Origin of the sequence: Frondihabitans sp. 4ASC-45, from assembly GCF_049472575.1 — a bacterium.
In the GTDB taxonomy this organism is placed as follows: domain Bacteria; phylum Actinomycetota; class Actinomycetes; order Actinomycetales; family Microbacteriaceae; genus Frondihabitans.
Window position 1 is genome coordinate 1 of sequence record NZ_JBCEBN010000004.1, and the last position, 23,580, is coordinate 23,580.

The 23,580-nt window shown below is 67.2% G+C and carries 24 protein-coding genes; 3 read left to right on the plus strand and 21 right to left on the minus strand.

Annotated features, from left to right (window positions below):
- Window positions 1-124 (plus strand): 50S ribosomal protein L27 (locus VH571_RS07730; protein WP_423264281.1); only part of this gene is annotated, 124 nt, incomplete at its 5' end.
- A 317-nt stretch (window positions 125-441) separates the two neighbouring features.
- Window positions 442-1,410, plus strand: coding sequence for a phosphodiesterase (locus VH571_RS07735; RefSeq protein WP_123944845.1), 969 nt, complete (start codon window positions 442-444; stop codon window positions 1,408-1,410).
- Between the two features lie 26 nt (window positions 1,411-1,436).
- Here the strand turns inward: VH571_RS07735 and VH571_RS07740 are convergent, their stop codons facing one another.
- The 9 genes from VH571_RS07740 to VH571_RS07780 all read right to left on the minus strand — a co-directional run bounded on the left by VH571_RS07740 (window position 1,437) and on the right by VH571_RS07780 (window position 9,135).
- On the minus strand, window positions 1,437-2,993 hold the full coding sequence (locus VH571_RS07740) for a stealth conserved region 3 domain-containing protein (protein WP_055958440.1): 1,557 nt from the start codon (window positions 2,991-2,993) through the stop codon (window positions 1,437-1,439).
- A 121-nt stretch (window positions 2,994-3,114) separates the two neighbouring features.
- Entirely contained in the window at window positions 3,115-3,489 is a 375-nt protein-coding gene (locus tag VH571_RS07745; RefSeq protein WP_055958443.1) for a DUF6804 family protein, read from the minus strand.
- A gap of 19 nt (window positions 3,490-3,508) precedes the next feature.
- The gene (locus tag VH571_RS07750) at window positions 3,509-4,069 is read right to left on the minus strand and encodes a GDSL-type esterase/lipase family protein (protein ID WP_423264028.1); all 561 of its coding nucleotides are present in this window, start codon (window positions 4,067-4,069) and stop codon (window positions 3,509-3,511) included.
- A 5-nt stretch (window positions 4,070-4,074) separates the two neighbouring features.
- Entirely contained in the window at window positions 4,075-5,628 is a 1,554-nt protein-coding gene (locus tag VH571_RS07755; RefSeq protein WP_423264029.1) for an SDR family oxidoreductase, read from the minus strand.
- Window positions 5,629-5,723: 95 nt separating this feature from the next.
- Window positions 5,724-6,683, minus strand: a complete 960-nt coding sequence (locus tag VH571_RS07760) for a bifunctional riboflavin kinase/FAD synthetase (protein ID WP_423264030.1) — start codon at window positions 6,681-6,683, stop codon at window positions 5,724-5,726.
- A gap of 5 nt (window positions 6,684-6,688) precedes the next feature.
- Window positions 6,689-7,162, minus strand: coding sequence for a hypothetical protein (locus VH571_RS07765; RefSeq protein WP_055958455.1), 474 nt, complete (start codon window positions 7,160-7,162; stop codon window positions 6,689-6,691).
- 113 nt (window positions 7,163-7,275) lie between these two features.
- Entirely contained in the window at window positions 7,276-7,635 is a 360-nt protein-coding gene (locus tag VH571_RS07770; protein ID WP_423264032.1) for a hypothetical protein, read from the minus strand.
- A complete protein-coding gene (gene truB, locus VH571_RS07775) occupies window positions 7,632-8,540 on the minus strand; it encodes a tRNA pseudouridine(55) synthase TruB (protein WP_423264033.1) in 909 nt (302 codons plus the stop codon). Before truB ends, VH571_RS07770 begins: the two co-directional genes overlap by 4 nt.
- A 31-nt stretch (window positions 8,541-8,571) precedes the next feature.
- Window positions 8,572-9,135 (minus strand): hypothetical protein, encoded by a 564-nt coding sequence (locus VH571_RS07780; RefSeq protein WP_423264034.1) that lies wholly within the window; start codon window positions 9,133-9,135, stop codon window positions 8,572-8,574.
- A gap of 23 nt (window positions 9,136-9,158) precedes the next feature.
- On the opposite strand from VH571_RS07780, the gene VH571_RS07785 reads away from it, so the two are divergent.
- Window positions 9,159-10,028, plus strand: a complete 870-nt coding sequence (locus VH571_RS07785; protein WP_423264035.1) for an A/G-specific adenine glycosylase — start codon at window positions 9,159-9,161, stop codon at window positions 10,026-10,028.
- A gap of 103 nt (window positions 10,029-10,131) precedes the next feature.
- Here VH571_RS07785 and rbfA read toward each other — a convergent pair whose 3' ends face one another.
- The 12 genes from rbfA to ispG all read right to left on the minus strand — a co-directional run bounded on the left by rbfA (window position 10,132) and on the right by ispG (window position 23,539).
- Window positions 10,132-10,581, minus strand: a complete 450-nt coding sequence (gene rbfA, locus VH571_RS07790) for a 30S ribosome-binding factor RbfA (protein WP_055958471.1) — start codon at window positions 10,579-10,581, stop codon at window positions 10,132-10,134.
- 94 nt (window positions 10,582-10,675) lie between these two features.
- Window positions 10,676-13,471: a translation initiation factor IF-2 gene (gene infB / locus VH571_RS07795; RefSeq protein ID WP_423264036.1), complete on the minus strand. Its 2,796-nt coding sequence runs from the start codon at window positions 13,469-13,471 to the stop codon at window positions 10,676-10,678.
- Between the two features lie 152 nt (window positions 13,472-13,623).
- A complete protein-coding gene (locus tag VH571_RS07800; protein ID WP_423264037.1) occupies window positions 13,624-13,911 on the minus strand; it encodes a YlxR family protein in 288 nt (95 codons plus the stop codon).
- An 81-nt stretch (window positions 13,912-13,992) separates the two neighbouring features.
- Entirely contained in the window at window positions 13,993-14,994 is a 1,002-nt protein-coding gene (gene nusA, locus VH571_RS07805; RefSeq protein WP_055958477.1) for a transcription termination factor NusA, read from the minus strand.
- Window positions 14,995-15,214: 220 nt separating this feature from the next.
- Entirely contained in the window at window positions 15,215-16,972 is a 1,758-nt protein-coding gene (locus tag VH571_RS07810; RefSeq protein WP_423264038.1) for a proline--tRNA ligase, read from the minus strand.
- Window positions 16,973-17,013: 41 nt separating this feature from the next.
- Complete coding sequence (locus VH571_RS07815; protein ID WP_423264040.1) at window positions 17,014-17,919, minus strand: hypothetical protein; 906 nt, start codon at window positions 17,917-17,919, stop codon at window positions 17,014-17,016.
- Window positions 17,916-18,974 carry a VWA domain-containing protein gene (locus tag VH571_RS07820; RefSeq protein ID WP_423264041.1) on the minus strand — a complete coding sequence of 353 codons (1,059 nt, stop codon included), beginning with the start codon at window positions 18,972-18,974 and terminating at the stop codon, window positions 17,916-17,918. Before VH571_RS07820 ends, VH571_RS07815 begins: the two co-directional genes overlap by 4 nt.
- A complete protein-coding gene (locus VH571_RS07825; RefSeq protein ID WP_423264042.1) occupies window positions 18,971-19,972 on the minus strand; it encodes a VWA domain-containing protein in 1,002 nt (333 codons plus the stop codon). The genes VH571_RS07820 and VH571_RS07825 overlap by 4 nt, the downstream gene beginning before the upstream one ends.
- Window positions 19,963-20,439 (minus strand): hypothetical protein, encoded by a 477-nt coding sequence (locus tag VH571_RS07830; protein WP_423264043.1) that lies wholly within the window; start codon window positions 20,437-20,439, stop codon window positions 19,963-19,965. Before VH571_RS07830 ends, VH571_RS07825 begins: the two co-directional genes overlap by 10 nt.
- Window positions 20,426-21,313 carry a DUF58 domain-containing protein gene (locus VH571_RS07835; RefSeq protein WP_423264045.1) on the minus strand — a complete coding sequence of 296 codons (888 nt, stop codon included), beginning with the start codon at window positions 21,311-21,313 and terminating at the stop codon, window positions 20,426-20,428. The genes VH571_RS07830 and VH571_RS07835 overlap by 14 nt, the downstream gene beginning before the upstream one ends.
- Before the next feature lie 4 nt (window positions 21,314-21,317).
- A complete protein-coding gene (locus VH571_RS07840; RefSeq protein ID WP_423264282.1) occupies window positions 21,318-22,349 on the minus strand; it encodes an AAA family ATPase in 1,032 nt (343 codons plus the stop codon).
- Between the two features lie 41 nt (window positions 22,350-22,390).
- The gene (ispG, locus tag VH571_RS07845; RefSeq protein ID WP_194604263.1) at window positions 22,391-23,539 is read right to left on the minus strand and encodes a flavodoxin-dependent (E)-4-hydroxy-3-methylbut-2-enyl-diphosphate synthase; all 1,149 of its coding nucleotides are present in this window, start codon (window positions 23,537-23,539) and stop codon (window positions 22,391-22,393) included.
- Between the last annotated feature and the right edge of the window lie 41 nt (window positions 23,540-23,580).

A 23,580-nucleotide genomic window follows, 5' to 3' on the forward strand; every position in this document is an offset into this window, starting at 1 on the left:
CCACCCCGGCGTCAACGTCGGCCGTGGCGGCGACGACACCCTGTTCGCCCTCGCCGCGGGCAGCGTCGAGTTCGGTGCCAAGGGCGGCCGCAAGGTCATCAACATCGTCGGCGCCGACGCGTAAATCTCGGTTCGCCAGTTCGAATAGCGGGTCACCTTCGGGTGGCCCGCTTTTTCGTGTCCGCTTTTCTGCCCTGGCCCATTGAGTTGGGCAATAACTCGCCAACGACTCGAACGGGGGCCTCGCCCCGTGAAAGATGCCCGACTAGTGTCGAGCGGGTTCAAGACATGTTCAGGCACGGTTTACCGACTCGCGCGGTGACGTTCACCGTACGACCAGCCCACCGATGGTGAACTTGTCTCCGAACACATTGCACAAGCGTGAGCGTCAAGGTCGTCCACGTCAGCCTGCTACACAAGTTATTCGCGAATGTGAGAACCATGGGTCTCCGCACGGCCGAGCATGCTCGGCCCGACCACTTCCTCCTTCACCTCAGCGACACCCACCTCATCGAGGGTGACGGCGACCTCTACGGTGACGTCGACAGCGAATCGAGGCTCCGCCAGATCATGGCCGAGCTCGAAGACTCCGGTGCCCGGCCCGAGGCCATTGTCGTCACCGGAGATCTGGCCGACAAGGGCGAAGCAGGTGCGTACCGCAAGCTCCGTCAGCTCATCGAGCCGATCGCCTCTCGTCTGGGAGCGCAGATCATCTGGGCGATGGGCAACCACGACGATCGTGGTGCTTTCCGCCAGGAGCTCTTCGGACAGATCCCGAGTTCTCGACCGGTCGACCTCGTCTACGACGTCAACGGCCTTCGAGTCATCACCATCGACACCACCGTTCCTGGCAAGCACTACGGCGAGCTCAGCGGAGACCAGCTCGACTGGCTCGCCGAAGAACTCTCGACGAATGCTCCCGACGGCACCATCCTCGCCATGCACCACCCGCCCGTGCCCAGCATCAAAGACCTCACGGTCTTGGTCGAACTCCGCGATCAGGCGGCTCTCGCCGAGGTCATCGAGGGCAGCGACGTCCGCTCCATCATCGCGGGCCACCTGCACTTCTCGACCAACGCGATGTTCGCCGGGGTTCCGGTTTCAGTGGCGTCGGCTACGTGCTACACGGCTGACCTGAACATCCCGACCGATGCGACGCGTGGTCAAGACGGTGCTCAGTCGTACAACCTGATGCACGTCTACCCGGAGACGATCGTCAACTCGGTCGTGCCGATCGGCAGCTACCGCACGGTCGGCGAGTACGTCGGCCCGGAGCAGGTCGCCGCCAAGCTCGAAGCCGCCGGCATCCAGATTCCTGAGGCGCGTCCGCGTCACCGTGCCGAGCAGACGGCCGAGATCGTCGTGCCGACGCGCGACCTGTCGCTGACCGGCCCGATCGGCACCCTGTAGGGCGGGTCTAGCCGCCGATCCGACCCTCAGGCCTCCCAGGGAGCCTTGAACGGGAAGTAGCGCTCCAGGAAGTCGGTGACGACGGCGGTGCGCTCTTCGTCGGTCACCTCGGGGAACGATCCGTCGTTGAGGCAGAAGAAGTCGTACGACCGCTTCTTCAGCAGCTCCGAGAGGAACGCGAGGCCCGACACCATCGTGGTGTCGACGTAGCTGACCTTGGCGTTTTCTTGCACGATCGCACGGCCCGTCATCAGGGCGTAGTAGTGGTACAGCGAGTTCGTCACCGAGATGTTCGAGGCGGCCCGGAACGGCGATGCGGCGGTTGCCCGGAACTCTTCGGCGAACTCGTGTTCCATCTCGGTCAGCACGCTCTTTCGAAGCGGCGCCGCCGTGTGCTCGAGGTGCCGGGTCGTGACCCGACCGAACCGCTGCTGCAGAAGCGCGCGATTGACACGCGCCGAGTTCTCGAAGCCGCTGCGCTCGGCGTTGTTGAGCCCGAGGCCGATTCGCGTCGCAGCCTCGATGAACTTCGTCACCGAGCCCGGCGAGAAGAACATTCCCGGTGAGACGGGACGCCCGAAGAACATGTCGTCGTTCGAGTAGAGGAAGTGCTCGCTGAGACCCTTGATGTGGTGCAGCTGCGACTCGACGCCCTGCGAGTTGTGGGTCGGCAGCACGGAGGGGTCGGCGAAGAACTCCTCGCTTCGCACCACGCGCACGCGCGGGTGATCGGCGAGCCACTCGGGTGCGGGTGAGTCGGTCGCGATGTAGATGTTCCGCACCCACGGCGCGAACATGTAGACCGATCGCAGGGCGTACTTGAGCTCGTCGATCTGGCGGAAGCGGGCCACGGAATCGTCGCCCTCCCCCACCACGTGGCTCGTCGCTCGCGCGGCCCGCGCCCGCTGGTACTCGACGGAGTTGCCGTCGACCCAGGAGAAGACCATGTCGATCTCGAAAGTGATGTCGGTGGCGTGATCGTCGAACATGTGCTCGAGGGTCACCCAGTCCATGCCGTAGCGCTCGATCGGCGTTTCGACGGCTTCACCGCGGGGTAGCTCGCGGCGCATGAGCGAGTTCTCGACCGGAGCCAGCACCTCGGTCTCGGTCATGATCCAGAATTCGATCTGGATTGCGGATCCGGCACCGTAGCGGAGGCGGCCGATGGGTTCGACCCGGGGGCGGTAGATGCGCAGGACGCGCTCCGACTCGGGGCCGAGGCCGTCGGTCGAGACGAGTTGGGCACGCTGCTTTCCGGGCTTCGAGTAGAACGGCTCGGTTCCGGCGGCGGCCGCAAGGGCCTCTTCGAACTCGGCACGACGAGTGATCTCGAGCGCGATCACCGGTCGGTCGTGGTTGCCGCGCACAAGAAGGTGCGGAATACGCGCCTCGTCGAGCACGCGTTTGACGAACGCCAGGTCTTCGAGCATGGACTGCTGCGGAGTCAGGTGCCCGTTGAGAAGCGTGTATTGCCCCTTGCGGATCACGAGGTCGTCTCGATGGAGAGTGAGCTCTCGACCGTCGGGTTTCGAGCGGGGGGTCAAGAGGGGACTCTCCGCTTGGTCGACGATCTCCGTGCCCATTCATACTCCAGTCTTGCGACGGCCCGGGTTGGCCGTTCGTGCAATCACACGATTTTACTCTGATTCGCACCTACTGATGCGAACGGGGTGCGCTCACCCCGAAAGGTGTCGAGGATCCGGCTCAGCGAGGTTGCGGAGATCGGGAGCCCGGGCCCGTCGACGTCGCTTCGGGCGACGGCACCTTGATCCGGATGCCCGCCGCGATGAATACGGCCGCGGCGATGAACTGCAGGCCCTGCCACAGCTGGCCGGTGAGGGGAATGACCCACACCGGGTTCCAGACGACGGCGATCGCGGCCAGGAACGGCAGGTAGAGGTACGCCCGCCCACGCCAGGCAAAGACGAGCACGATCAACGCGAGGATCGACACCACGTATCGGAACCCGACGAAGGCCGGCGAATGGATCAGGGTAGCCCCGGCCACGAGCGCCACGGCGGCGAGGAGCCCCGGGGCGAGGGCAGGCCGCAAGAATGCAGCCTTCTGGGGTGTGGGCATGGGCCCAGCCTACCGGCGACTACGGCTGGCGGATGATCGTGATGGGGCGGCTCATCGGCGGCTCTTCGCGCAGTCGCTCAAGCCCTGGGCGGAGCTCGTCGAGCCAGGCGTCGTACCCGGCCTGCGTCAGGTGCAGGCCGTCGTCGGTGAAGTCGGGGTTCAGGATTCCGTCGGTCGCCAGAGCGGGCCAGAGGTCGAGATACTGAGCGCGGACGGTTGCCGCGAACTGGCGCAGGTGTCGGTTGGCGTCGCGAATGCGGTCGCTGAACTCCGGTTGACGCGGCGCGATGGACTGCAACAGGAGCCGGACGCCCGGCAGCATGCGACGCAGATCGACGAGGATCGTCTCGACGGCGCGCACGACCTGTTCGACCGACCGCTTGGAGGCGAAGTCGTTCGTACCGATGAGGAGGACGATCGAGTCGGGGTCGGCTGCGGCCACCGCGTCGAGTCGCGCCTGGACATCGGCGGTCGTGTCGCCCCCGACGCCGAGGTTGACGACATCGTCGCCCGGGAACCAGGCCTGCCAGTCACCGCCCTCGGTCAGACTGTCTCCGAGGAATACCAGCTTCTCGCTCATCGTCATCAAATACCCTTCTGCGCGGCGACATCGGCCCGAGTGGCTTCGGTGCCATCGGCAACCGTGCCCTGCTCGGCCGTTGCGGCGATCCTATTCAGCATGCCCGAGAAGATGACCCCGTGGAAGGGCAGGATCGCGAACCAGTACAGTCTGCCGCTCAGCCCCTGTGGAAAGAACACGGCGCGCTGGCGGTAGTGAGAGCCGCCGGGACGCTCCTCGACGAACATCTCGAGCCAGGCCTTGCCCGGCACCTTCATCTCGGCGCGGAGGCGGAGGAATCGGTCCCGGTCGATCTTCTCCACACGCCACCAGTCCAGGGCGTCGCCCGGGCGCAACGAGGTCGCGCTCCGCCGCCCGCGCCGCAACCCCACTCCCCCGACCAGCCGGTCCATCCACCCTCGCGCGGCCCAGGCGAGCGGGAACGAGTACCACCCGTTCTCGCCACCGATGCTCTCGATGACCTTCCACAGTTCTTCCGGGCTCGCCGCAGTGTCGCGCTCACGATCGTCGGTGTAGACGGTGTGTCCCGACCAGTCGGGGTCGCTCGGAAGCGGATCGCTCGGGGCCCCGTAGATCGACGAGTCCTGCCAGCTCGTCTCGACCTCGCCGTCTCGCATCTTGCCGAGCGCAAGGCGCACGGCACGGCGGTAACCGGTCAGTCCGCCCTCCGGGGCCGGGATCAGGGCCTCAATGTCGTTCTCGCGTACCACGCAGTCGTACTGGAGCGACTCGATGATCGGCACGGCAAGGGCGCGAGGAATGGGCGTGACGAGGTTGACCCACTGTGAGGCGAGCCACGGGGTCAGCACGGGAAGCGGGGCGATCGGCCGCTGCTTGAGACCGGCCTCGACGGCGTAGCCGTTCATCATCTGGCCGTACCGCAGCACGTCGGGGCCGCCGATGTCGAACGTGCGGTTGACGTCGGCCGGCGCGTCGGCCGAACCCAGCAGATAGTGCAACACGTCGCGGACGGCGATCGGCTGGATAAAGTTGCGCACCCACTTGGGCGCCGGCATGTAGGGCAGCACGTCGGTCAGGTGACGGATCATCTCGAACGAGGCCGAGCCGGATCCGATCACCACTCCCGCCTGGAGAGCGACGGTCGGCACACCGCTCGCCAGGAGCGTGTCGCCCACCTTCTTGCGTGACTCCAGGTGACGAGACAGGTCGCCCTCCGGGTGGAGCCCGCCGAGGTAGACGATCCGCTTGACACCCGCCGCAGCGGCTGCGGTTGCGACCGTCTGCGCGGCCTGGAGTTCGGCCTTCTCGAAGTCGCCGCGACCGGCCATGGCGTGCGCCAGGTAGTAGACCACGTCGACGTCCACCATCGCCGCGCCGACCGACTCGCGATCGGTCAGGTCGCCCTGGGCGACCTCGACGGAGTCGGCCCACGGAACACCGATGAGCTTGTCCGGGTTGCGCACGAAGACGCGCACGTCGAAGCCCGCCTCGACGAGACGGGGGGCGAGGCGACCGCCGATGTATCCGGTGGCTCCGGTGACCAGGGCGCGCCGACCCGTTCCGGTGACCGCGCTGGATCCTGAGTTCTGTGAGGGCATTCGCTCACGGTACGCCGTTGCGCTGCGGCTGGAGTCAGGCACGGGGCGTCGGAAGACGCCAGAACGACCTCGGGTCGGCGCCGAGGCGACGGGGGTTACAACAGCAGGCCGCGAACCGTCTCGACGTCGTCGGCCATCTGAGCGATGAGGGCGGGCATGCCGTCGAAACGCACATTGCCGCGCAGGTACCGCACGAACTCGACGGTGATCTCAGCGCCGTAGAGGTCGGAGTCGAAGTCGAGCACGTACGCCTCGACCTGCTTCTCGGGCACACCGTCGAACGTCGGGTTGTTGCCGACCGAGACGGCCGCCGCGCGAACGGTTCCGTCGATGATCACCCGGGCCCCGTAGACCCCGTCGGCCGGCACGAACCCCTCGCTGCGGGGCTCGATGTTCGCCGTCGGGTAGCCGAGCTCGCGGCCGCGCTTCTCGCCGTGAACGACCACCCCGCGAACCGAGGGAGCACGTCCGAGGAGCACGGTGGCCTGGTCGATCTTGCCCTCGTCGAGGAGCTCGCGGATCCAGGTCGACGACACCCGCCGCTCGGGCCCATCGGGATCACCCGGGACGGTGAAAGCGGGGATGAGGACGTCGGGGATGAGTTCGACATCGAAGCCTCGACTCCGACCGAGCTCTCGAAGGACGTCGACCGTGCCGCTGCCCCGCACTCCGAATCGGAAATCGGAGCCGACCAAGACGACCTCGGCTTGGAGCGCGCCGACGAGGATCCGGTCGACGAATTGCTCCGGGCTGAGCAGTCGGAGCTGCTCGTCGAAGGTCAGCAGGAGGGTGGCCTCGACACCGGTGCCGTCGAGCAGCTCGCGCTTCTGGCGGTTGCTCGTGAGGGCCGCGGGAACGGAGCCCGGGTGCAGCACGGCGAGAGGGTGCCGGTCGAATGTCACGACGGCCGAGACGAGATCTCGCGCTCGAGCGACGTCTTCGAGGGCATTGATCACCGCGCGGTGCCCCAGGTGCACCCCGTCGAACTTGCCGATCGTCACAGCCGAGGGCCCGAACCCCGGCGGGACTTGGTCGACGCCCGCGAAGAACTCCACGGCGCTCAGGCGTCCTGGACGGCCGGATCGTCGGCGGCGACCTCAGCGTTGTGGCCGGGGCGCGTGTGGCGCAGCCAGAGCATTCCGAGAATGGGGAGCACAAGAGGCACGAAGCCGTAGCCGATGCCGAAGTAGCTCCACACGGTGGCGTGATCGGAGTGCGCGTACTGCGAGCTCGGAACGAACACCGACGGGTCGATGATCGACAGCAGGCCCACGAGCACGACGCCGACGAATTCGAAGGAGATCGTCGCCCAGGCGATGGCGTACCAGCGACGCCCGGGCATGATCAGCGCGATGGTCGCCATGATGTAGATGACACCGGAGAGGGCGCTGAGCGAGTAGGCGAGCGGAGCCTGGTCGAACTGCGTGCTGATCTGGAACACCGACCGTGCGGTCGCCGCAAGAGCGAGGATCGCGTAGACCGCGATAAGGACGCGGCCGATGCCGACTGCTCGTGTTGAAGTCTTCTGAACCATCACGTCCTAGGATATGGCCCCGGCGGCATTCGGGGTGACCGTGCGCCGTCGCGACTCAAGCTCAAGTCTTACTGGACGGGTGTGACGATGGGCGTTTACCTCGTCGCGCGAAACTACGCCGTCCAGATCTGGAGCATTCTCACGATCATCACGGCGACCGCGAACGCCCCCGCCCCCATGACGACGTTGCTCCAGCGCGATCGATCGACGAGCGCCCACACGACCGACAGAGGGGGAAGCAGCAGGGCGACCACGAGGTAGATGTAGAACTCGACGACGCTGCCGGTCGCCTGGTTGCCCACGAACGGTGCGACGATCGCGACCACCAGCTGCACCAGCAGGAGCACCTCGATCAGCGCCATCGCGCCGACGGTGTAGTCGTTGGGCTGGCGCTTGGCCAACCCCATGACGATGCAGAAAAGGGCGACGGCGGTGGCGATTCCCGCTTGCACCCAGGTGAACCAGTCGATCATGCGTGTACCTCGTCGGTGGGAAAGTTGATGATCGGCTTGGCACGCCCCTGAGTCACCGAGACGAGCCCCAGAAGGCGGCCCTCGGGGGTGATCGCGGCGACGGGGCCAGGCGTGTCGTCGCGCTCGACCTCGAGCTTCTTGCCGTGGCCGAGGTCGATGGTCTGCTGTGCATCGAGCTGGAGGACGTCGAACAGGATCCTGGCCACGTCTGCGGGCTTTTGCAGGCGGTCATCCACGGCGTCGGCATCGAGGTCGTCGACGGCCACGCTTCCGTCGACGTCGAACGGGCCGATTCGCGTGCGCCGCAGGGCGGTCAGATGCCCTCCGACTCCCAGAGCCGACCCGAGGTCGCGCGCCAGAGCCCTGATATACGTGCCCGAGGTGCAATCCACCACGACGTCCAGGTCGATCACCGGTGTGCCCTCATGGGTGGCGTCTCGCCGCTCGACGACGTCGAAGCGCGAGACGGTCACCGGTCGGGCTTTGAGCTCGACGTCGATGCCCTGCCTGGCGAGGTCGTAGGCACGTTTGCCGCCGACCTTGATGGCGCTGACGGTGGTGGGCACCTGCAGGATGTCGCCGGTCAACGGAGTCATGGCCTCGAGGATCCGATCGCTCGCCAGGTCGGCAGCCCCGGTCACCGAGATCACCTCGCCGTCGGCATCGTCACTCGTGGTTGACACACCGAGCCGGATCGTCGCCTTATAGGTCTTGTCGAGGCCCACGACGAACGTCAGGAGCCGCGTCGAGGAGTTGATGCCGACGACCAAGAGGCCCGTCGCCATCGGGTCGAGCGTGCCGGCATGGCCGACCTTGCGCGTATCGGCCGCCTTGCGCACCCGGGAGACGACGCCGTGGCTCGTGATGCCCTGCGGCTTGTCGACGAGAAGAATGCCGCTGTTCACGGGGCCCGAGTCTACCGGCTGCCCGAGGTGGTCAGCAGGCGTCGTCGAACAGGCGGCGCGGGTGCTCGGGGTCGGTGTTGTCGATGACGGCCTGCGCGCGACGGCGACCCGCGGGGCTCCGGTCGGCGGTCTCGCCGCCCTCGACCCAGACGGAGTAGTTCCAGAGCACCGACAATTCATCGCGACCGCGAAGAGCGTCGTCGACGATCAGGACGGCATCGTCGGGGCCTGTCACCCAGGTCGGTTCGAACTCCCGGTCGGCCGCGGCGTCGAACGCCGCGGGCACCCAGGACGCGCTGCCGCCGAGGCGGAACGGCTCGATCAACATGCGGCGGAGCTTGGAGACATCGACGGCGCGATCGTCTTGCAGGCGCTCCCGCTCGGCGCGCGGCAGCAGGAAGTCGCGCAGCGAGGCGCGGAACCCGGCGTGACCGGCCTCGGCTACTGCCTGGACCAGGTCGTCCGCAAACGCCGCCGCAGCCTCGCTGTCGGGCCCGTCGACCGCGATGAACGTGCGCCCCCGCCCGTAGTTGTGGAGGATCTCGTCCGCCAACGCGCGAACGGTGTCTTTTTTCTCGGGTGCCCAACGGATCATGCGGCAAAGCCTAGGCTCGTCGAGTGACAATCTCCCCCGCGATCGTGGCCTGGTTTCGTGAGAACGGCCGCGACCTGCCGTGGAGGCGGCCCGGCTTCTCCCCATGGGGCACACTCGTCAGCGAATTCATGCTGCAGCAGACGCCCGTGGTCCGCGTCATCCCGAAGCTCGAAGCGTGGCTGGAGCGCTGGCCCACCCCGGCAGCACTGGCCTCCTCCCCCGCCTCGGAGGCGGTCCGCGCGTGGGACCGCCTCGGCTATCCCCGGCGCGCCCTCAACCTGCACGCCTGCGCCGTCGCCATCACCGATCAGCACGGCGGGGAGGTGCCCTCCGACGTCGACGCCCTCCTCGCCCTGCCCGGCATCGGCGACTACACCGCTCGGGCCATCGCCACCTTCGCCTTCGGGCTGCGTGTTCCCGTCGTCGACACCAACGTTCGCCGCGTGCTCGCCCGAGCCGTCGAGGGTCGGGCCGAGCCGGCCTCGCCGAACGCCAAGCACGATCTCCCCCTCATGGAGTCGCAGCTACCGGACGACCTGGCCCTGGCCCACGACACCAACGCCGGCGTCATGGAGCTCGGCGCCCTCGTCTGCGTGGCTCGAAACCCGCGCTGCGACGACTGCCCGCTGCGCGATCAGTGCGCGTGGGTGCTGGCGGGCAAGCCGGCGCACGAGGGGCCCGCTCGACGCACACAGAAGAAGTACGAGGGGTCGGATCGCCAGGTGCGCGGACGGATCCTCGGTGAACTGCGCGCCAGCGACATCCCTGTCACGGCCGCCGAAGTCGACGCCGTCTGGCCCGACGAGGCGCAGCGGGCGCGAGCGCTCGCGAGCCTGCTGCGCGACGGGCTCGTGACGGGCTCAGCGACGGCCGGCTACACGCTGCCGGAATGACGAAACCCGCACGATCGGCGCAACCACCCCGGCTAGGCGGGGTGTCTGTGCCGATCGTGCGGGCCTGTACCGCTCGTGCGGGCCTGTGCCCTTATTTCTCGGGCTAGCGCTCGTCGGGCTCGTCGTCGGCGATCTCGCGCGGCTTGACGTACGGATCTTCGTCGCCCGCGTACTTCGCCGACGACGCCAGCGACTGGGCCGCAGCGTCGCGCTCGCGTGCCTCGATCAGGAGCGCGTCGATCGCCGCTGCGTTCTCGGGGATGCCGTCGGGGATGAACTCGAGCGACGGCGTCAGCCGAGCCGTGATGTTCTTGCCGACCTCGGTGCGGAACATGCCCGTCGCCGACTTGAGAGCCGCAGCCGTGTCGGCCCGCTCCTCGTCACTGCCGTAGACCGTGTAGAAGATCGAGGCGTGCTGCAGATCGCCCGTGACCTTCACGTCGGTGATGGTGACGAAACCGATGCGCGGATCTTTGATTCCGCGCTCGAGACGTCGGGCGACGATCTGCTGAATGCGATCGGCCATCTTGCTGGCGCGCTGTGCGTCGACCATGGTGTGCTTCTTTCTTCGTGCCGGGAACGGGCCCGCTGGATCGAAGGATCCGGCGGGCCCGCTCTTCTGCTCTCGTGAGAGGCGCTGCCACACGTTAGACGCGGGGCTTCTCGACCATCTCGGTGGTTTCGATCTCGTCGCCGATCTGGATGTCGTTGAACTTGCCGAGACCGATACCGGCCTCGAAGTCAGTCCGCACCTCGGTGACGTCGTCTTTGAAGCGACGCAGCGAGTCGATGGCCAGACCGTCGGCGATAACGACACCGTCGCGGATGACCCGCGCCTTGGCGTTGCGCGTGATCGTTCCGGACCGGACGATGACACCGGCGATGTTTCCGACCTTGGAGGAGCGGAAGATCTCGCGGATCTCGGCGACACCCGACTGGACCTCTTCGAACTCGGGCTTGAGCATGCCCTTGAGCGAGTTCTCGATGTCTTCGATCGCAGCGTAGATGACCGAGTAGAAGCGGATGTCCACTCCTTCTCGAGCAGCACGCTCGCGCGCCTTCGTGTCGGGCCGGACGTTGAACCCGATGATGACGGCGTTGTCGACCGTTGCGAGGTTGACGTCGCTCTCCGTGACGGCACCCACACCACGGTGGATGATGCGCAGCTGCACGCTGTCGTCCACCTCGATCTTGAGCAGCGACTCTTCGAGTGCCTCGACGGCACCGGAGACGTCACCCTTGATGATGATGTTGAGCGCTTCGACCTTGCCCTCTTCGAGTGCGCGGGTGAAGTCTTCGAGCGAGATGCGCTTGCGGGCCTTGGCCAGCTGGGCGTTGCGCTCGACGGCTTCGCGCTTCTCGGCGATCTGACGGGCCGTGCGGTCTTCTTCGGTGACGAGGAAGGTGTCGCCGGCACGAGGAACGCTCGAAAGGCCCTGCACCTGAACCGGACGGGAGGGGTAGGCCTCGTCGACCGGGTCGCCGTTCTCGTCCATCATGGCGCGGACGCGGCCATAAGCCGTTCCGGCCACGATGGCGTCTCCGACCCGGAGGGTACCGGACTGGATGAGGACGGTTGCGACGGCACCGCGACCCTTGTCGAGTCGCGCCTCGATTGCGATACCACGAGCATCTTTATCGGGGTTCGCACGCAGGTCGAGACCGGCGTCGGCGGTGAGAAGAACCGCCTCGAGCAGCTTGTCGATGTTTTTGTGATCGCGAGCCGACACGTCGACGAACATCACGTCTCCGCCGTACTCCTCAGCGACCAGACCGTATTCGGTCAGCTGCTGACGGACCTTCGCCGGGTTGGCACCGTCTTTATCGATCTTGTTGACCGCGACCACGATCGGCACGCCGGCCGCCTGGGCGTGGTTCAGGGCCTCGACCGTCTGCGGCATGATGCCGTCGTCGGCCGCCACCACGAGAATCGCGATGTCGGTGACCTGGGCACCACGAGCACGCATGGCGGTGAACGCCTCGTGACCCGGTGTGTCGATGAAGGTGATGGCGCGCTCGACACCCTCGTGCGGAGCCCACACCTGGTAAGCACCGATGTGCTGCGTGATGCCACCGGCTTCGCCGGCGACCACGTTGGCATTGCGGATCGCGTCGAGGAGGCGCGTCTTACCGTGGTCGACGTGACCCATGACCGTGACGACGGGGGGACGGATCTCGAGAACGGATTCGTCTTCGTCGTCGAGCTCCTGCTCGAGGTCGATGTCGAAGCCCTCGAGGAGCTCCTTGTCTTCATCTTCGGGCGAGACGACCTGGATCGAGTAGCCGAGCTCTTCGCCCAGCACCTCGAAGGTGGCCTCGTCAAGCGACTCAGTCGCCGTAGCCATCTCACCGAGGTGGAACAGCACGGTGACCAGGTTGCCGGGGCTGGCGTCGATCTTGTCGGCGAAGTCGGAGATCGACGCGCCGCGGCGCAGTCGGACTACCGTCTTGCCGTCACCGCGGGGAACGCTGACGCCACCGAGCGACGGCGCCTGACGCATCTCGAATTCGGCCCTCTTCGTCCGCTTCGACTTGCGTGCCTTGCTCTTGCCGCCACCGCGACCGAATGCACCAGCGGTACCACCACCGGGGCCACGGCCGCGACCGCCGCCACCGCCGCCGGCAGGGCGCGGAGCGCCGAAGCCGGGACGGAAACCACCGGGAGCACCAGCACCCGCGCCAGCACTGGCTGCACCGGGACGCTGGAAACCGCCGCCGCCGGGACGACCACCGGCACCGGCCGGACGCTGGCCGAAGCCGCCGGGACGAGCGGGGCCGCCGGGACGAGGAGCACCCGGACGGGGAGCACCGGGGCGAGGAGCCTGCGGGCGCGGGCCCGCTGCTCCGCCGGGACGGGGCATGCCGGCCGCGGGAGCGCCGGTACCGCCCGGACGAGGAGCGCTCGGGCGCCCCATGCCCTGGTTGGACGAGTAGGGGTTGTTGCCGGGGCGCGGGGCGCCGGGTCGGGGCCCACCGGGAGTCGGGGCGCCCTTGGCCGCGGCCGGCGCATCGACGTCGGCCTTGGGGGCGTTACGAGCGGCCTCGGCCTGAGCCTGACGCTCGGCGACCGTGAGCGGGGCCGGGGTCACGACGGCGTCGGCCGCAGGGGCCTCGGCGACGGGAGCCTCGGCGGGGGCGACGGTCTCTTTGGGAGCCGCCGGGCCGGGGGTCGGCGCAGCCGGGCGAGGAGCACCCGGGCGAGGGCCGCTCGAAGCGGGAGCCTTGGTGGGCGTCGCCGCAGCGGCGGCCGGAGCCTTGGCCGCGGGGGCATCGGCCGGCTTGGCCTGATCGGCGAACGCAGCGCGGAGCTTGCGTGCGACGGGGGGCTCGATGCTGGAAGACGGGCCCTTGACGAACTCGCCCATCTCTTTCAGCTTCTCGAGGGCGATCTTGCTTTCAATACCGAGCTCGCTTGCGATCTCGTGTACGCGTGGTTTAGCCACTGTTCTCCTGTCTCGGGCCTCCACCCGGATAGGAGGAAGCCATTAGTGCTGGACGCAACTCATTTCGAGGTGCTCATTAGTTGTCCATAAGCCGATCAGCCTGTTCTTTCGGCGGCCGGGCGAGGTGCCCGGACGCGTGGTCGTAAGAGTTCTTACGGGAGGGATGATTCGTTGGGGTTGTCGACGCTCTGCTCGTGCCGTTGCAGGTAGAGGAGCAAGTCGCCAGTGTCGGGTTCTGCGTCGAGCCGGAGCGCTCGGCGAAAAGCCTTGCGCCGGACGGCCGTCTCGTAGGCCTGCATCGTTGGCATCAACCAGGCGCCCCTGCCCGGTTCGGTGGCCGACGCATCTGCGATAACGCGGCCATCTCGGGCGACGACCCTCAAGAGAGAGGACCGTGGAGCGCGCGTTCGAGTACCGATGCACGTTCTGACGGATTCCATACTACTCCCCTGAGCCCGTGGCGCCAGGGACGCCACGGGGGAACGAACTCGATTATCTGCAGATCGAATCGGTCGACGGCCTCAGTCTTCGAGGATCGAGTCGGGCTGGATGTCGATGCGAGCACCCGTCAATTTCGCCGCCAGACGGGCGTTCTGCCCCTCCTTGCCGATGGCCAGCGACAGCTGATAGTCGGGCACGAGGGCTCGGACGGCCTTGGTGGCGGCGTCGATCACGAAAGCGCTCGACACCTTGGCGGGCGAAAGAGCGCTGGCGACAAACGTCGGCAGGTCGGGCGAGTAGTCGACGATGTCGATCTTCTCGTTGTTCAGCTCGGCCGTGACCGCGCGCACTCGCTGACCGAGCTCGCCGATGCAGGCACCCTTTGCGTTCACACCGGGCTCTGTCGCACGGACGGCCATCTTAGTGCGATGGCCCGCCTCGCGAGCGAGCGAGACGATCTCGACGACGCCGGACGCGATCTCGGGGACCTCGAGTGCGAAGAGCTTCCGCACCAGCGAGGGGTGGGTGCGAGAGACCGTCACGGACGGACCCTTCAGACCCTTGGAGACGCTGGTCACGTACACGCGAATGCGGGTGCCGTGCGCGTAGTTCTCACCGGGCACCTGCTCTTCGGGAGGCAGGATCGCCTCGAACGAGCCGAGGTCGACGTGGATCATCCGTGGGTTCGGCCCCTGCTGGATGACGCCGGCGACGATCTCGCCCTCGCGCCCCTTGAACTGGCCGAGCACCTTGTCGTCGCCAATGTCGCGGAGGCGCTGGTTGATGACCTGCTTCGCTGCGAAGGCGGCGATTCGGCCGAAGTCGTCGGGCGTCTCGATCGCCTCTCCGACGACCTCGCCGTTCTCGTCGCGCTCGATCGAGAAGACGGAGACATGACCGGTCTTGCGGTCGAGCTCGACACGGGCGGACGGCGTCGACGGGTGAGAGTCAGCGCCCTCGGACTGGTCTTCGTGCTTGAGGTAGGCCGTGAGGATGGCCTGCTCGATGATCTGCACCAGTTCATCGAAGGGAATCTCGCGTTCGCGCTCCATGAGTCGCAACACGCCAAGGTCGATATCCACTTGGAAAGCCTCCTTTTTTTAATTGTCGCGAATGTGGCGGTGGCCGATTCGCAGACCTCAGCCTACCGGGTGGGAGGGAGAAGGCCGAACAGCGGGAGTGGAGGGCGGCGGGCATGGCAGATGGCCGGGTTCACGACGCTGAAGGGTCGCTCCGCTCCCTTCGGACTCCCCGAGGAGGAGGGCTCAAAGCGAAGGGGCGCTTCGCTGCCTTCGCCCGAGCCTAGGCGCGGGGCGCAGTCAGCGCGGCGACGGCCTCGGCGATCGGCACCGGCGTGCGCTCGCCCGTGCGGCGATCCCAGAGCTCGACGATGCCCTCACCGGCGCTCCGACCGACGACGACGATCTGCGGGACTCCCAGCAGCTCGGCGTCACCGAACTTGACCCCGGGCGACACCTTCGGACGGTCGTCGAAGAGCACGTCCAGTCGAGCACCCTCGAGCGCCGACACCAGCTCTTCGGCGACCTCGTAGACCACCGCGTCTTTGCCGGTCGCGACGACGTGGACGTCGAACGGTGCGACGTTCTCGGGCCAGATCAGGCCCTTGGCGTCGTTGTTCGACTCGGCGATGATGGCGAGGATCCGCGTCACCCCGATGCCATACGACCCCATCGTGACGGTCACCTGCTTGCCGTTCTCGTCGAGCACCTTCAAGCCGAGCGCTTCGGCGTACTTGCGGCCCAACTGGAACACGTGGCCGATCTCCATGCCGCGAGCCGTCTCGATCGGGCCGGAGCCATCGGGAGCGTGGTCGCCCTCGCGCACCTGGGCAGCCTCGATGACGCCGTCGGCTGCGAAGTCGCGACCCATGACGAGGCCGGAGACGTGCACGCCCTCGGCGTTGGCTCCGGTGACCCAGGTGCTGCCCGAGACGATGCGGGGGTCGACGTAGTAGCGGATCCTGCTCTCGGATTCTGCCCCGAGCACCTGCGGCCCGATGTAGCCCTTGACCAGCAGGGGGTTCTTCGCGAAGTCGGCGTCGCCCGCCGCCTCGACCTCGGCGGGCTGGAAGGCGACTTCGAGGCGCTTCATGTCGACATCACGGTCGCCGGGAAGCCCGACGGCGACGATCTCACGGGTGCCGTCGAGGTGGGTCAGGGCCACGATGACGTTTTTGAGAGTGTCGGATGCCGACCATTCCCCCGTCGCCCGGGGGTGGGCGGCGTTCATGTGGGCGACGAGCGTCGCGATCGTGGGAGTCTCGCGCGGTTCGAGCTCGGTCGCGGGCGCGAGGCCCTCGATGGGGATGCTGTCGGGGACGATCGTCGTGAAGGCCTCGACGTTGGCCGCGTAGCCGCCCGCCGAACGCACGAACGTGTCTTCGCCGACAGGGGTCGGGTGCAGGAACTCCTCGCTGCGGGAACCGCCCATGGCACCGGCATCGGCCTTGACGATGACGTACTCGAGCCCGAGGCGCGCGAAGATCCGCTCGTAGGCGTCGCGCTGCTTCTGGTAGCTCGCATCGAGCCCGGCATCCGACGCATCGAACGAGTAGGCGTCTTTCATCGTGAACTCGCGGCCGCGCAGGAGACCGGCGCGGGGGCGTGCCTCGTCGCGATACTTGTCTTGGATCTGGAACAGCGTCAGGGGCAGGTCTTTGTACGAGGAGTAGAGGTCTTTGACGAGGAGCGTGAACGCTTCTTCGTGCGTCGGCGCCAGCAGGAGGTCGGCGTCTTTGCGGTCTTTTAGACGGAACATGCCCTCGCCGTACTCCGACCACCGGCCGGTCGCCTCGTAGGGCTCACGGGGCAGGAGGGCGGGAAAGTGCACCTCTTGAGCGCCGGCGGCCTGCATCTCGTCGCGGATGATGGCCTCGATCTTCGCCTTCACCTTGAGACCGAGCGGCAGCCACGCGAAGATGCCCGGGGCCTGTCGGCGGATGTAGCCGGCGCGCACGAGCAGACGGTGGCTGGTCACCTCGGCGTCGGAGGGATCTTCACGAAGCGTGCGGACGAAGAGCTGAGAAAGACGAGTGGTCACACGCCAAGCCTAGCGAGGCCGAGACCGGGCCACCGCGCTCGCTACCAGGGCTTGCCGGAGTAATCGCCGTCGTTCTGGTCGAACTGCCGGTTGCGATCGTTGTTCTCCTGCTGCTGCTTCTGGGCGTCGCCGTTCTGCTGCTGCAACTGGTCAAGCGGGTCTTTGCCGGAGCTGCCAGACGAGCCGTCGCCGTCTTGGCTGTCGCCCTGACCGGAGCCGTCGGACGGTGACCCGGAGTCACCCTGGCCGTTCTGGTCGCCCTGCCCCTGGTCACCCTGGTTCGAGCCGCCCTGCCCTTGGCCGCCGTCTTCTCCGCCGGAGCCCTGCTGCTTCTGCTGGAGGCGTGCCTTCTCGTCGTCGAGCGGCTTCTTGGTGGGAGGGGTTCCGGCGCCGTCGGAGTTGTCGAAGCAGCCGTCGGGCGAAGCGTCGATGAGTGCGAGCGCCTCGGTGTAGAACTTCGTCGAGCTCGTCTGGTCGCCGTCGAGGCGCGCGCTGTCGCCCTGTTGCTCGACGACGAGCGCGAGGTTGGTGCGGATCATGCAGACCGCCCGGACGTTCGCGACCGGCACCAGCTGAAGAGCCCGCTCGAACTCACCACGGGCATCGACGATCACGCCGACCCCGGCGAGCCCCGTGCCGCGCTCGAAATGGCGCACCCACGGCTCGATGACGTTGACGGGAGCGAGGCCGTCGCTGATGGTCGTGGTCTGCTCGTAGGCACCGCGATCGTACGTCGCCTGAGAGAGCGCGGCCAACGTGGGCAGGCTGAGCAGCTTGAGTGCCACCAGCACGATCAGAACCACGGGAACGACCGACCACCAGAGGAGTCGACGGCGATACCGCCGACGGTAGGCGGCGAGGTCGGCCGGAACCTCCGGCTCCGAGACGTCGTCGATGCCGTCGGGCGGCGGGGGCGGTGCAACCTGCTGCAGAAGTGTCGTGCTCATCGGCGAACACCTCCGGCCGGTTGCGTTCTCGACTGGGCGCGACTGCCGACGCGGGCCGGGCGGATGTCGCCTAGAGCGCGGGCTACGACGGCGATCTCGATGAAGAGCAGGAGGAACAGGGGAATGGCGAGGATCCAGTACAGGTCGCGAGTGTTCTCCGTGCGTCCCGCAGAACTCACCACGTGGCCCTTCTTCTCGTCGTCGACGACGGAGGCGAGCGATGCACCCGACTCGCGGTGCAGATAGGGCAGGCCGAGCTGGGAGGCGATGGCTTCGAGGTTGGGCTGGTCGATCTTCGAGACCGCATCGGGCGAACCGGCGGCGGTCCGGTCTTGGATGTAGCCCTTTTGCGAGTACTGGTCTCCGTAGCCGTCGAAGACCTTCATGCGGCCGCCGGCCGCCGTGCCGTACCCGAGGACTCCCCCGCCGTCGGTGGCATTGCGCGCCGAAGCGAACGAACCGGGTGCCGCCTCGACCGTTTGCTCGCCGTCGCCGAGGTAGTAGACGACGTTCGCGCGTCGGGGGTCGCTCTTGTGAGCGGCCTCGAGCTTCTCGGTCAGCAGCGACGAGGCCTCTGAGATGGTGCTCCCGTGCGAATAGGTCGTGATCTCCTGTCGCATCGACTTCACCGTCGAGACGACGGCGGAGGAATCGTCGGTGAGGGGCACGCGCTGCAGGGCGTCGGAGTCGAAGGTGATCAGCGAGAAACGGGCCCCCGCGAGCTCGCCCGTGAGAGCCTCGATGTCGCTCCGCATCCCGTCGAGGCGGGGCTTGGAGCCGTTCCAGTCTTCGGCCGCCGAACTCGACGTGGTGTCAACGACGAAGAACACGTTCAACTCGGCCACCGAGGCCTGCGAGGTGCCGCCCGGGATTCCGGGGCGTGCGGCGATGACGATCAGAAGCGCCACGACCACCCCGCGACGGACCCAGGCGAGCGCCAGACGGCGACTTGACCGCTCGGCGACGATGCGCCAGGCGACGAAACCGAGGAGGACCACGGCAGCGATGACGAGCACTGGAAAGGGAAGCACGGGCTTGAAGACGAGGAAGTTCACAGGCGCACCCTCCAGAGCAACCCCAGCGCACCGATCACAAGCAGTAGAGCGGCGATGGCGAAGGGCGCCGGGTGATCCGCGATGACGAGACGCTTGGCACCCGTGAAGAGCCCGGCCTCCTGTGCGTCGATCTTCTGGACGATCGACGGGACCGTGTCGCTCGACGACAGCCCGTAGAAGCCACCCCCGGTGGAATCGACCGCTGTCTTGAGCTCGGTGGCGACCTTGTCGGGCGAGCCGTCGGCCGAGTAGTCGACCGGATCGATCGCGTAGACGCGCACGTCACGCTTCTTGGCGAGGGCGGCACCCTGCGTGAGCGTCAGGATCGGGCTTCCGTTGACGTAGTTGTCGGTGGCCAGCACGATCGACTTCGGGCGCTTGCCCGAGTCGTCGCCGTCGAACCCCAGTACGCACGACGCGAGACCGTCTCCGATCAGCGAGGCGCCCTGGCCGAGGTCGGTGCCCGTCCAGTAGCGAAGTCCGCTCTCCCCCTGCGACCGGAACGAGTCGCGGTAGCTCGTGAGCTGGCTGCGCACGTAGTCGTAGTCGTCGGTGAGCGGAAAGACCTGCACGGCCGAACTGTCGAAGACCGTCAACCCGATCCGCTCGCCGTCGAGCCCCTTGGCGAGCGTGGCGAAGGTGTCGACGATGCGCGCGTCGACGTCGGTCATCGAGCCGGACACGTCGAGGCAGAGCATGATGTCGCGCTTGTAGGACTGAGGCTCGACGACGTCGCGACTGGCCACACGGGAGGAGAGCAGCACTCCCGCACCCGAGGCGACGACCACCACGACGAGCAGGGCGGACAGGAGCGCTCGGTACCGACGGAGGACGCGGCGGTACTCCGGCAGCTCGGTGAGCCGCTCGCTGTGGGCGACCGGGGTTCCGTCGCGGTGGAGCCGCTCCCGAGTTCGGCGGCGCCAGCGGACGTAGACGAAGGCGCCGACGATGGCGGCACCGATGGCCGCGAGGGGCATCCACCAGAAGATCAGCTCCACGAGTGCACCACCTGACGCGCCTGGGCGATCGCGGCATCGGGATCTCCCGGGTGCTGCTTCTGGAAGGCGGGCGGGTAATACCGCTCCACTGCGCGAGTCACCGACGGCAACGGCGTGCGACGGAGGTCGTCGAGGGTCATGACCTGGGCGTCGATACCGGCCGCCTCGGAGGCGAAGAAGCGGAGCAGCAGGCTGAGGCGGCTGTGCACGGCACGCTCGTCGAGACGTCCTGCGGAGGACTCCGACCCGACCTCGTCGATCATGGCGGAGTACTTCCGTTGGAGTTCACGGAGATCGACCCGGGGTGCCGGGCCTCCGACAACCGGCCGAGGGACTCTCGTCGCGGAGAAGCGCACGACGAAGACGTACCAGGCGGCGACGAGCGCCAGGAGGAGGACTCCGGCGACGAGATAGAGCACCCAGCGGTCGTACTGGGTGGGGCCGAAGAAGCCCCTATCGCCCAGCACGGCGCTGCTTCTCGAGAAGGGTGAACAGGCCGGCGACAACCTCGCCCTGTGATGCGACCCGGTGGCTCGTGACGCCCAGCTGACGCAACTCGTGCTCGGTCGCCTCGACGGTCGTGGCCGCCGTCTGCTCGAAGAGGACCTGGAGCGATCGATTGGAGCGCACGTACGCCGGAAGCGCCGCCACCTCCTGCACGTCGTAGACCGGCGCGCCCGTGGTCGCGCGGCGCATGAGGTCGGCATCCCCGATCGTCAGCCAGAGGAGTTCGTGGCGGATGCGAAGCCGACGCAGTGCGGAAGCGTGCTCGTCGGAGAGTCGCCCGTCGTCGGTGACGATGAGGATCATCGAACGGGTGGTCAGTCGGCGAGCAACGTGCTCGAGCAGCCCCAGGACGTCGCTGCGGGGAGCATCGAGAGTGATGCGCTCGTCGACGAAGCGCAGGAGACGCTCGAGATGCTCGTCTTTCTGGCCGGACGGAAAACTCTGGACGCCGCTCTCGTCGCCGACCACGAGCGAGACGACGTCGCCGTGACCGGTGGCGATCGACGCCAGAGCGCCCGCCGCCATGATGGCGATATCTTTTTTCGCTTCCCCGCTCTCGGCGGTGGCCGCCATGTTGCGACCGGTGTCGACGACGAGCACCAGGCTGTGCCGACGCGACGCGATGTAGCGCTTGACAAGGGGCTCGCCGTGCCGCGCGGTGGCCTTCCAGTCGATGTCTTTGACCTCGTCGCCGGGGACGTAGGCGCGCAGATCGTCGAAGTCGTGGCTTCGACCCCGGTGAACCGACGCGTAGCCGCCCTCGAGGAGGTCGAGGGTTTTTCGAGTCGCGAAGAGGCTCATCTTCGTCTTCACCCGGAACAGGAGGCCCGCCATGAAGCTACGGCGTCTGAACGGCGCCGAAGATGGCGTCGATGATCGTCTCGGGGCGCACCTCGTCAGCTGCGGCTTCGTAGCCGAGGATCAACCGGTGCCGGAGAACGGAGTGCCGGAGATGCTTGACATCTTCGGGGATGACGTAGTCACGCCCGTTCAGGATCGCAAGGGCACGGGCGGCCCGGGTGAACGCAATGCTGGCGCGGGGGCTCGCCCCGAACTGCACGTAGTCGGCCATCGTGCCGGGGATGTAGCCGTGCGGATGCCGTGTGACGTAGATGACCTGAACGATGTAGTTGACGATCGACTGGTCGATGTAGACGCGCTTGGCGAGGTCTTGCAAGAACGTCACGTCGTCGAGGTGGACACCCGTCGACTCGGCCACCGAGTTGTCGTCGTACACGCCCGTCTCGATCCGACGGATGATCTCGGCCTCTTCGGCCGGCGACGGGTAGTCGAGGATCTCTTTCAGAAGGAACCGGTCGAGCTGTGCCTCGGGCAGCTGGTACGTGCCCTCCTGCTCGATGGGGTTCTGCGTCGCGAGCACCAGGAACGGCTTGGGGAGCTTGTAGACCGTGCCGCCGATCGACGTCTGCTGCTCTTGCATGGCCTCGAGCATGGCGCTCTGCGTCTTGGCACTCGACCGGTTGATCTCGTCGAGCAGCACGAAGTTGGAGTGCACGGGGCCGAGCTGGGTCACGAACGTCGACGACTGAGCGTCGTAGATCTGTGTGCCCGTGATGTCGCTGGGGAGCAGGTCGGGGGTGCACTGGATTCGCCGGAAGCTCGCGTCGACCGCCTGAGCCAGTGTCTGGGCGGCGGTGGTCTTGGCAAGGCCGGGCACACTCTCGAGGAGGACGTGACCACCCGTGATCAACGCGATCAGAAGCGACTCGCGAAGACCCTCTTGCCCGACGACCTTGGCCGCGAACGCCTTCGACACCCGGGCGACGACCTCACCCGCGCGCTCGAGCTCGGCAGCGCTGACGGGGGCTGCATCGGCAGCCGTGACAGGAGCAGCGTCGGCAGCAGTCACCCCGTCGGCCGGAGACTCGGGAGTGGTCGTCGCGGCGTCGGTCACGCGGTGATGACCTCCGGCGAACCGAGCTCACCCGGGGGCATCTCGGCGGCGAGACGGTTGGCCTCGCGGATGAGCGTCTCGACGATCTGGTCTTCAGGGACCGTCGCGATGACCTCGCCCTTGACGAAGATCTGGCCCTTGCCGTTGCCCGAAGCCACACCGAGGTCGGCGTCGCGCGCCTCGCCCGGACCGTTGACGACGCAGCCCATGACGGCGACGCGGAGCGGCACGGTCATGCCCTCGAGGCCATCGGTGACGTCGTTGGCGAGCTTGTAGACGTCGACCTGAGCGCGACCGCAGCTGGGGCAGCTGACGATCTCGAGCTTGCGCTCGCGCAGGTTGAGCGACTGAAGGATTTGCAGACCGACCTTGACCTCTTCGGCGGGCGGAGCGCTCAGCGAGACGCGGATGGTGTCTCCGATGCCCTCCGAGAGGAGGATGCCGAAGGCGGTCGCGCTCTTGATGGTGCCCTGGAACGACGGGCCGGCCTCGGTGACACCGAGGTGAAGCGGCCAGTCGCCTCGCTCGGCGAGCAGGCGGTAGGCCTTGACCATGACGATGGGGTCGTTGTGCTTGACCGAGATCTTGAAGTCGTGGAAGTCGTGCTCTTCGAAGAGACTTGCCTCCCACACAGCGCTCTCGACGAGCGCCTCGGGGGTCGCGCGACCGTATTTCTGCATGAGGCTCGGCTCGAGCGAACCGGCGTTGACGCCGATGCGGATCGAGACGCCAGCGGCCTTGGCGGCAGCGGCGATCTTGCCGACCTGGTCGTCGAACTTGCGGATGTTGCCCGGGTTGACGCGAACTGCGGCGCACCCGGCGTCGATCGCCGCGTAGACGTAGTTGGGCTGGAAGTGGATGTCGGCGATCACCGGGATGTTGCTCTTCTTCGCGATGATCGGCAGCGCTTCGGCGTCGTCACGGCTCGGCACGGCGACACGCACGATGTCGCACCCGGAGGCCGTCAGCTCGGCGATCTGCTGGAGCGTCGCGTTGATGTTCGTCGTCGGGGTCGTACACATCGACTGGACGCTGACGGGGGCGCCGCCACCGACGAGCACCTTGCCGACCTTGATCTGACGCGTCTTACGACGCGGGGCAAGGGTTTCGGGGATTTTGGGCATTCCGAGATTGACTGCAGGCACGTTTCACATCGTAAGCCCGACGCCCGACAATCGGCTCGACG

What these genes read in the sequence shown, in the direction of transcription:
- VH571_RS07735 (WP_123944845.1), top strand. Translation starts at nt 442, where the DNA reads ATGGGTCTCCGCACGGCCGAGCATGCTCGGCCCGACCACTTCCTCCTT.
- VH571_RS07740 (WP_055958440.1), bottom strand. Translation starts at nt 2,993, where the DNA reads ATGGGCACGGAGATCGTCGACCAAGCGGAGAGTCCCCTCTTGACCCCC.
- VH571_RS07745 (WP_055958443.1), bottom strand. Translation starts at nt 3,489, where the DNA reads ATGCCCACACCCCAGAAGGCTGCATTCTTGCGGCCTGCCCTCGCCCCG.
- VH571_RS07750 (WP_423264028.1), bottom strand. Translation starts at nt 4,069, where the DNA reads ATGAGCGAGAAGCTGGTATTCCTCGGAGACAGTCTGACCGAGGGCGGT.
- VH571_RS07755 (WP_423264029.1), bottom strand. Translation starts at nt 5,628, where the DNA reads ATGCCCTCACAGAACTCAGGATCCAGCGCGGTCACCGGAACGGGTCGG.
- VH571_RS07765 (WP_055958455.1), bottom strand. Translation starts at nt 7,162, where the DNA reads ATGGTTCAGAAGACTTCAACACGAGCAGTCGGCATCGGCCGCGTCCTT.
- VH571_RS07770 (WP_423264032.1), bottom strand. Translation starts at nt 7,635, where the DNA reads ATGATCGACTGGTTCACCTGGGTGCAAGCGGGAATCGCCACCGCCGTC.
- VH571_RS07780 (WP_423264034.1), bottom strand. Translation starts at nt 9,135, where the DNA reads ATGATCCGTTGGGCACCCGAGAAAAAAGACACCGTTCGCGCGTTGGCG.
- rbfA (WP_055958471.1), bottom strand. Translation starts at nt 10,581, where the DNA reads ATGGTCGACGCACAGCGCGCCAGCAAGATGGCCGATCGCATTCAGCAG.
- VH571_RS07800 (WP_423264037.1), bottom strand. Translation starts at nt 13,911, where the DNA reads ATGGAATCCGTCAGAACGTGCATCGGTACTCGAACGCGCGCTCCACGG.
- VH571_RS07815 (WP_423264040.1), bottom strand. Translation starts at nt 17,919, where the DNA reads ATGAGCACGACACTTCTGCAGCAGGTTGCACCGCCCCCGCCGCCCGAC.
- VH571_RS07835 (WP_423264045.1), bottom strand. Translation starts at nt 21,313, where the DNA reads ATGGCGGGCCTCCTGTTCCGGGTGAAGACGAAGATGAGCCTCTTCGCG.